This is a genomic window from Micromonospora sp. NPDC005197 (assembly GCF_040608295.1).
Lineage (GTDB): Bacteria > Actinomycetota > Actinomycetes > Mycobacteriales > Micromonosporaceae > Micromonospora.
In genome coordinates, this window is record NZ_JBEXHY010000183.1 from 1 (window position 1) to 8,042 (window position 8,042).

Annotated in this window: 8 protein-coding genes; all 8 read right to left on the bottom strand. The window is 73.4% G+C overall.

Features of this window, described 5'->3' with window-relative positions; translation table 11 throughout:
• Positions 1–1,781, bottom strand: a 1,781-nt coding sequence (locus ABZU46_RS29770) for a primosomal protein N' (RefSeq protein ID WP_354862954.1), incomplete at its 3' end; no start/stop codon positions are given.
• 59 nt (positions 1,782–1,840) lie between these two features.
• Positions 1,841–3,034: a methionine adenosyltransferase gene (metK, locus tag ABZU46_RS29775; RefSeq protein ID WP_354862956.1), complete on the bottom strand. Its 1,194-nt coding sequence runs from the start codon at positions 3,032–3,034 to the stop codon at positions 1,841–1,843.
• Positions 3,035–3,121: 87 nt separating this feature from the next.
• Entirely contained in the window at positions 3,122–4,330 is a 1,209-nt protein-coding gene (gene coaBC / locus ABZU46_RS29780) for a bifunctional phosphopantothenoylcysteine decarboxylase/phosphopantothenate--cysteine ligase CoaBC (protein ID WP_354862957.1), read from the bottom strand.
• 14 nt (positions 4,331–4,344) lie between these two features.
• Positions 4,345–4,608: a DNA-directed RNA polymerase subunit omega gene (gene rpoZ, locus ABZU46_RS29785; RefSeq protein WP_007075826.1), complete on the bottom strand. Its 264-nt coding sequence runs from the start codon at positions 4,606–4,608 to the stop codon at positions 4,345–4,347.
• A gap of 64 nt (positions 4,609–4,672) precedes the next feature.
• Complete coding sequence (locus tag ABZU46_RS29790; RefSeq protein WP_354862959.1) at positions 4,673–5,206, bottom strand: guanylate kinase; 534 nt, start codon at positions 5,204–5,206, stop codon at positions 4,673–4,675.
• A gap of 25 nt (positions 5,207–5,231) precedes the next feature.
• On the bottom strand, positions 5,232–5,549 hold the full coding sequence (gene mihF, locus ABZU46_RS29795) for an integration host factor, actinobacterial type (RefSeq protein WP_007458370.1): 318 nt from the start codon (positions 5,547–5,549) through the stop codon (positions 5,232–5,234).
• Positions 5,550–5,727: 178 nt separating this feature from the next.
• Positions 5,728–6,564 carry an orotidine-5'-phosphate decarboxylase gene (gene pyrF / locus ABZU46_RS29800; RefSeq protein WP_354862960.1) on the bottom strand — a complete coding sequence of 279 codons (837 nt, stop codon included), beginning with the start codon at positions 6,562–6,564 and terminating at the stop codon, positions 5,728–5,730.
• Between the two features lie 65 nt (positions 6,565–6,629).
• On the bottom strand, positions 6,630–7,904 hold the full coding sequence (locus ABZU46_RS29805) for an adenosylmethionine--8-amino-7-oxononanoate transaminase (protein ID WP_354862962.1): 1,275 nt from the start codon (positions 7,902–7,904) through the stop codon (positions 6,630–6,632).
• Between the last annotated feature and the right edge of the window lie 138 nt (positions 7,905–8,042).

The window sequence follows — 8,042 nt, forward strand, 5'->3', positions numbered from 1 at the left end:
ATCGACGCGGCCTGCGCGGCGCGTACGGCGGCCAGGTGGTGGCGGGCCGCATCGCTCACCCGCTCGAGAGCGGCGTCCAGCTCACCGTGCTGGTCGGTCATCTCGCGGCGCTCGGCCAGTTCCCGGCCGGCGAACCAGGCGGCGTCCCAGCGCAGCAGCGCCTGCACCGGGGCGAGCGCGCCGTCGGCGACCACCACCACCCGGCCGGCCGGCGCCGGGCGGGCCAGGGCCGTCGCGGCCAGCCACCGGCGCAGCGCCTCCTCGCCGGCACGCAGGTCGGCCCGGGTCAGCAGGGCCCACGAGTCGAGCAGCAGCACCGCGCCGTAGCCGCCTTCGGCGACCGGCTCGGCGCCGGGGGTGGCGACCACCAGCGCCGCACCGCCGGGCACGTCGGTCAGCACCTCCTCCCGTCCCGAGGTCCGCACCGGCACGTCGGGAAAGGCCCGGCCCAGCTCCTCGGCGGTACGTCGGGCACCGGTCACCGCGGCGCGCAGCCGCCGCCCGCCGCACTGCGGGCAGGCGTACGCGGCGGCGACCCGGGCGCACCACCGGCAGGCGGGGGTGCCGCCGGCCGACGGCAGCGCGAGCGGGCCGGCGCAGTGCGCACAGCGCGCCGGGGTACGACAGTCGGCGCAGGAGACCGAGGGCAGGTAGCCCCGCCGGGGCACCTGCACGAGCACCGGCAGGTCCGCCCGGAGGGCGTCACGGGCGGCCGTCCAGGCGAGGCTGGGCAGCCGCGCGGTGGCCGCACCGGGATCACGGGCGAGCTGTGGGTCGTCACCGGTCGGCGCGATGGCCGGGATACGCGCCCGCACGGTGGCCCGGTCGGCGACCACCTCCCGGGCCCAGCCGGTCTCCAGCAGCAGTTGTGCCTCGGCCGTACGGGCGTACCCGCCGACCAGCGCGCCGGCCTCGCCGAGCTGCGCCCGGGTGAGCAGCACGTCGCGGGCGTGCGGATAGGGCGCCCGGGGTTCGGAGTGCAGGTCGTCCCCGTCGTCCCAGACGGCGACGAGACCGAGCCGGGGCACCGGGGCGAACATCGCGGCCCGGGTCCCGATGACCACCGGCACCTGCCCGCGCCGGGCGGCGAGGAACGCCCGGTAGCGCCGGGCCGGCCCGAGGGCGGCGGAGAGGCTGACGTGCCGCCCCGGGCCCAGCACGCCGGTCAGCGCGGCGTCGAGGCGGTCGAGGTCACGGGCGTCGGGCACCACGACAACGGCCCCCCGCCCACCGGCGACGGTGGCGGCCACCGCGTCGGCGTAGCGGGCGGCCCAGTTCTCGCCGGGCAGCGCGGACCAGACCGCGCGGGGCGCCCGGCCGTCGGTGAGCGCCCGCAGCAGCGCCGGCCCGGTCGGGTAGTCCCGCCACCCCCTCGGGTCGACGGCCTCCCCCGCCACGACGGGGGCAACCGCGTCGCCGGCAGCGCCGAATTCGGGGGTCGGGGTGGGCTGTTCGTCGTGGGGTTCCTTCTCGACCCGGGCGTGCCGGGGTGGCACGGCGAGCCGGAGCACGTCGGCCAGGTTGCCCGCGTACCGGTCGGCGACCGCCCGGGCCAACCGGGCGATCTCGGGGGCCAGCACCGGCTCGGGCGAGACGACCTTCTCCAGGTAGGCGAGCCGGCCGGTGTGCCCGGAGTCGTCCGCCCGGGCCAGCAGCCAGCCGTCGACCAACTGCCCCGCGAAGCGCACCTTCACCCGGGTGCCGGGCACCGCCACGTCGTCGAGTTCGGCCGGCACCAGGTAGTCGAACGGCCGGTCCAGGTGCGCCAGCGCGACGTCCACGCAGACGCGCGCGACCGGCGACCCGTCCGCGGGTCGCCGGTCGCTACGCCTGGTGGCGGTCAGGCTCCCGCGGCCGACTTGAGGTCGGCGGCCCGGTCGGTGCTCTCCCACGACAGGTCCGGCAGCTCCCGGCCGAAGTGGCCGTACGCGGCGGTCTGCTGGTAGATCGGGCGGAGCAGGTTGAGGTCCCGGATGATCGCGGCCGGGCGCAGGTCGAACACCTCGGAGACGGCCTTCTCGATCGAGGCCACCGGCACGGTCTCGGTGCCGAACGTCTCGATGAACAGGCTCACCGGGTGCGCCTTGCCGATGGCGTAGGCGACCTGCGCCTCGCACCGCTCGGCCAGGCCGGCGGCGACCACGTTCTTGGCCACCCAGCGCATCGCGTACGCGGCCGAGCGGTCCACCTTGGACGGGTCCTTGCCGGAGAACGCGCCGCCGCCGTGCCGGGCGTACCCGCCGTAGGTGTCGACGATGATCTTGCGGCCGGTCAGGCCGGCGTCACCCATCGGGCCGCCGATCTCGAACCGGCCGGTCGGGTTGACCAGCAGCCGGTAGCCGTCGGTGTCCAGACCGAGGCTCTCCAGCTCGGGCGCGATGACGGAGTCGCGCACGTCGGGGGTGAGCAGCGACTCCAGCGAGATGTCCGCGGCGTGCTGGCTGGACACCACAACGGTGTTCAGGCGGACCGGGCGCAGCCCCTCGTACTCGATGGTGACCTGGGTCTTGCCGTCCGGGCGCAGGTACGGGATGGTCCCGTCCTTGCGCACCGCGGCGAGCCGGCGGGCCAGCCGGTGGGCCAGGGCGATGGGCAGCGGCATCAGCTCGGGGGTCTCCGAGCAGGCGAAGCCGAACATCATGCCCTGGTCGCCGGCGCCCTGGGCGTCCAGCGCGCTCTCCGAGGCACCGGTGCGCAGCTCGAAGGCGTTGTCCACGCCCTGCGCGATGTCCTCGGACTGGGCGCCGATCGAGACGCTGACCCCGCAGGACGCGCCGTCGAAACCCTTCTTCGACGAGTCGTAGCCGATGTCGAGGATGGTGCGCCGGACGATGGTGGGGATGTCGGCGTACGCCTTCGTGGTGACCTCACCGGCGATGTGGACCTGGCCGGTGGTGATCATGGTCTCGACCGCGACCCGGCTGTGCGGGTCCTCGGCGAGCAGCGCATCGAGGATGCCGTCGCTGATCTGGTCGGCGATCTTGTCCGGGTGGCCTTCCGTGACCGATTCGGACGTGAAGAGGCGGCGTGTCACGGCACTCCTAAGCGTGTGAGGTCGTTCCGCGGCAGTCTAGTCACCGCTGCGGCCGGTGTCGGGGTCGGTCGCGCGCTGTTCCACCCGTCAGGAGCGGTTGGCCAGCCGCGCCACGACGAGGTCCCACACGGTGTCGGCCACGGCCTCCTTGGCCTGCTCCGGCAGACGGCTCACCGAGCCGTCCGCGCCGATGACCGTCACCGTGTTGGTGTCGGCGCCGAAGACCCGGTCCGGGCCGACCTCGTTGACCACGATCAGGTCGGCCCGCTTCCGGGCGAGTTTCGCCCGGCCGTTGGCCTCCGCGTCGCCGGTCTCGGCGGCGAACACCACCAGCACCTGCTCCGGTCGCTTGCGCTGGCCGAGCTCCGCCGCGATGTCCGGGTTCGTGACGAGCTCGATGGTGGGAGCGACGCCGTCGTCCGACTTCTTGATTTTGCCAGGCGCGTACGTCGCCGGTCGGAAATCGGCCGGAGCCGCCGCCATCACGACCGCGTCGGCCTCGGCGGCGGCCTTGAGGGTCGCCTCGCGCAGCTCGGCGGTCGTGCCGACGCGGACCAGGTCGACCCCGGCGGGGTCGGCGAGGGAGACGTTGGCCGCGATCAGCGTGACCCGCGCGCCCCGGGCGACCGCCGACCGGGCGAAGGCGTAGCCCTGCTTGCCGGAGGAGCGGTTGCCGAGGAAACGGACCGGGTCCAGCGGCTCGCGGGTGCCGCCGGCGGTGACCACCACCCGGCGGCCGGCCAGGTCGGCGGGGGCGGACACGCCCCGAGCGAGGACCTGGCGGGCGACCGCGAAGATCTCCGCCGGGTCGGGTAGCCGGCCCTTGCCGGTGTCGACGCCGGTGAGCCGCCCGACGGCCGGCTCGATGACCCGCACGCCCCGGGCCCGCAGCGTGGCGACGTTGGCGACGGTGGCCGGATGCTCCCACATCTCGGTGTGCATGGCCGGAGCCAGCACGACCGGGCAGCGGGCGGTCAGCAGCGTGTTGGTCAGCAGGTCGTCGGCGAGCCCGTGGGCGGCCTTGGCCAGCAGGTCGGTGGTGGTCGGCGCGACCACCACGAGGTCGGCCTGCTTGCCGAGGCGGACGTGCGGCACCTCGTGCACGTCGGACCAGACGTCGTCGGCGACCGGTTGACCGGAGAGCGCCGCCCAGGTCGGGGCCCCGACGAACTTCAGCGCCGACGCGGTCGGCACGACCCGGACCCGATGGCCCGACTCGGTGAAGAGTCGCAGCAGCTCACACGCCTTGTAGGCGGCGATGCCGCCGCCGACCCCGAGGACGATCGAGGCGGACATCGACGGGTGCGGGCTTACGGCTGGTCGGTCGGCTCAGCGGTGAGCAGGCCCGCGTTGATCTCGCGCATGGCGATGGAGAGGGGCTTCTCCTGCGGGGTCGTCTCGACGAGCGGACCGACGTACTCCAGGAGGCCCTCACCGAGCTGGCTGTAGTAGGCGTTGACCTGGCGCGCGCGCTTGGCGGCGAAGATGACCAGCGCGTACTTCGACGTCGTCTTCTCAAGGAGCTCGTCGATCGGCGGGTTGGTGATGCCTTCGGGGTTGGCGATGGATCCCACGAATTAACCTCTGCGTCTTTCGAGCCGCGCGGACGCGGTGCTGAGTCTCAACGGCGGCCGGCCGTCAGCCGCGTACACGCGACCAGGCCGGATCCGGATAAGAAGAACCGAGTAAGCCTACCAGCTCGTCGGCGACCCGATCGGTGTGGTCGTGCGTCAGGGTGTGCGCGAAGGCGGCGGCCACGGCGGCGTCGGGCCGGTGCCCGGGCGGGATCAGCAGCACCAGCCGCGCGGCGGGCAGTCGCGCCCGCACCAGCCGGGCCCCGGCGACGTCGAGCGGGAGCAGGACCGGCTGCCCGGCGTCGAGCCGGGCGCGCAGCGGCGGGTCGAGGGTACCCCGGTGGTACGCGCCGATCCGGGACCACTCCAGCAGGTCTCCGGTGGCCACCCGGCGTTCGAACTCGGCCGGGGCGAGGAAGACCCGTTGCTCTCCGTCCACCTCCGGTTCCCGGCGCGGCCTGGTCGTTGCCGGCACCGGGATCCACACGGACGGGAAACGCGCCCGAACGAGCTCGACGACACTCTCCCTGCCGGAACCCGAAGGTCCAGCCAGGACAGTGAGCCGAGCCGCCGGGCGCGCCTCGTCATCCGTGCTCACTGCTTGTTTCTACACGCTGCCAGGTTCAGTTGGCGGCGAACTCTCCAAGCAGTGCCTTGCGCTGCTGCTCGCCGAGGCCACGCAGGCGACGGCTGTCAGCGATCTTGAGCTTCTCCATGATCTGGGTAGCCCGGATCTTGCCGATGCCCGGCATCGCCTGCAGGACGGCCGAAACCTTGAGCTTGCCCACGACGTCGTCGCTCTCGGCCCGCTCGAGGACGGCACCGAGGGTGGTCTTGCCCTGCTTGAGCTGCTCCTTCAGCTCGGCACGGGCCTTGCGGATCTCCGCGGCCTTCTCGAGCGCGGCAGCGCGCTGTTCGGGGGTCAGTGACGGGAGCGGCACCAGTTCTCCTCAGGTCCCTATCGCGGCGGGCGGGGCGCACCGCCGCATCTGTGAAACGTGGTGTCGCTGTGAACCAAGGGGTCCGTGGTTCCCAGCGCGGGGAAAACTAGCGGTCAACGGAGCTTTCGGCAACGTGGGCGCGCGATGATCATCGCAAAGTGACCGAGCCGTCAGTCAGTCACCGGGCAGCCAGAACGGCCCGGCACTCGCCCGCCACCCGGTCCGCGGCGGCCCGCAGGGCGTCCGCGTCCGGTCCCGCCGACAGGACCTCCCGGGAGTACGACGGGAGCACCGAAGCGAGGCTGGAACCGAACACGGTACGCAGATCGGCGGCACCCGCACCCTGCGCGCCGAGCCCCGGAGCGAGCAGCGGACCCCCCACGCCGGAGAGGTCATGACCGGTGTCACCGATGGTCGCGCCGACCACCAGACCGAAGCTGCCGAGGGGGTCCGCACCCCGGTTGAGCTGGGAAATCTCGTCGATCACGGTCTGCGCGACGGTCCGCCCGTCGGCCGTACGGGCCCGCTGCACGGCCGCGCCCTCGGGGTTCGAGGTGAGGGCCAGCACGAAGACCCCGCCGCCGTGCTGGGCGGCCAACTCGAACATCGGCGCCAGCGAACCTACTCCCAGGTAGGGACTGGCCGTGACCGCGTCGACATACAGCGGGCTGGATGGATCAAGGTACGCGGAGGCGTACGCGCTGACCGTTGAGCCGATGTCGCCACGCTTGACGTCCAGAAGAACGAGCGAACCGGCTTCTCGTAACTGTCGGATAGTTGACTCAAGGATCGCCACACCGCGGGATCCGAATCGCTCGAAAAAGGCCGACTGAGGCTTGACCACCGCAACCCGGTCACCGAGGGCGTCCACCACGGTCCGGGAGAACCGGTCGAGGCCGTCGACGTCGTCCGCGAGGCCCCACCGGGCCAGCAGACCGGGATGCGGGTCGATGCCCACACAGAGCGGTCCGCGCTCGGTGACGGCCCGGTGCAGGCGGGTGCCGAAGCTCTCCATCTGTGCACTTCCCTTCTCGTCCGGGCGGCGGACCGCCTCGGTGCGTACTCGTTGACCGGGACCGCTCAGCCGGCCGCCACCGCCGCCGCCACCCCGGCCGCGATACGGGCCAGGTCGGCGTCGTCGGTGACGTACGGCGGCATCGTGTAGATCAGGTCGCGGAACGGCCGCAGCCAGACGCCCCGCTCGACGGCCGCCGCGGTGGCCGCGCCGAGGTCGACCTCGTGGTCGAGCTGGACCACCCCGATCGCCCCGAGCACCCGCACATCGGCCACGCCCGGGGCGGCGCGCAGCGGCTCCAGGCCGGCGCGCAGGCCGGCGCCGACCCTGGACACCTGCGCCGCCCAGTCCCCGGCCCGCAGCAGCCCGATGGAGGCGTTGGCGACCGCGCAGGCCAGCGGGTTGCCCATGAAGGTGGGCCCGTGGGCCAGCACGCCGTCGGCGGAGATGCCCCTGGCGATCTCGGCGGTGCACAGCGTCGCGGCCAGGGTCAGGTAGCCCCCGGTGAGCGCCTTGCCCACGCACATCACGTCCGGGGCCACCCCGGCGTGCTCGGCGGCGAACATCGCGCCGGTACGGCCGAACCCGGTCGCGATCTCGTCGAAGATCAGCAGCACCCCGTGCGCGCGGGTCACCTCGCGCAGCACCCGCAGGTAACCCGGATGGTGGAACCGCATCCCGCCGGCGCCCTGGACGACAGGCTCGACGATCACCGCGGCCAGCTCGTCGGCGTGCCGCTCGACGGTGTCCACCAACGCCGCCACGTACGCCTCGTCGGGCGGGTCGGTGAAGCCGCCGGGCGGCACCGGGGCGAAGATCTGCCGGGGCAGCACGTCGCCCCAGAGGTGGTGCATCCCGCCCTCCGGGTCGCAGACGCTCATCGGGTGGAACGTGTCGCCGTGGTAGCCACCCCGCCAGGTCGCCAGCCGGCGCCGCTGTGGCCGCCCGATGGCCCGCTGGTACTGCAGGCACATCTTGACCGCCACCTCGACGCTGACCGAGCCGGAGTCGGCCAGGAACACCTGCTCCAGACCCTCCGGGGCCAGCTCGACCAGGGTCCGCGCGAGCTGCACCGCAGGCTCGTGGGTCAGCCCGCCGAACATCACGTGGCTCATCCTGCCGAGCTGGTCGGTCACGGCCGCGTCCAGCACCGGGTGCCGGTAGCCGTGGATCGCCGCCCACCAGGACGACATGCCGTCCACCAGCTCCCGGCCGTCGGCCAGGGTCAGCCGTACGCCCTCGGCGCCGCGCACCACGTACGGCGGGTTCGCCGGTGGCAGCGCGGCGTACGGGTGCCAGACGTGCGCCCGGTCGGTGGCCAGGATCTCCTCGGGCGTCATGCGTGCTCCTTCCAGGCGCCGGTCGTCAGGCCGCCGGTCGGGTCGTTCCTTCTCATCCTTTGCTCTGCTTCAACGGACGCAACGCCCGGTGTCCGGATATCGGACGCCGGCCGTTGCGTGGGTTGAAGCAGAGCAAAG

What these genes read in the sequence shown, in the direction of transcription:
- pyrF (WP_354862960.1), bottom strand. Translation starts at nt 6,564, where the DNA reads ATGGAGAGCTTCGGCACCCGCCTGCACCGGGCCGTCACCGAGCGCGGA.
- ABZU46_RS29805 (WP_354862962.1), bottom strand. Translation starts at nt 7,904, where the DNA reads ATGACGCCCGAGGAGATCCTGGCCACCGACCGGGCGCACGTCTGGCAC.
- coaBC (WP_354862957.1), bottom strand. Translation starts at nt 4,330, where the DNA reads ATGTCCGCCTCGATCGTCCTCGGGGTCGGCGGCGGCATCGCCGCCTAC.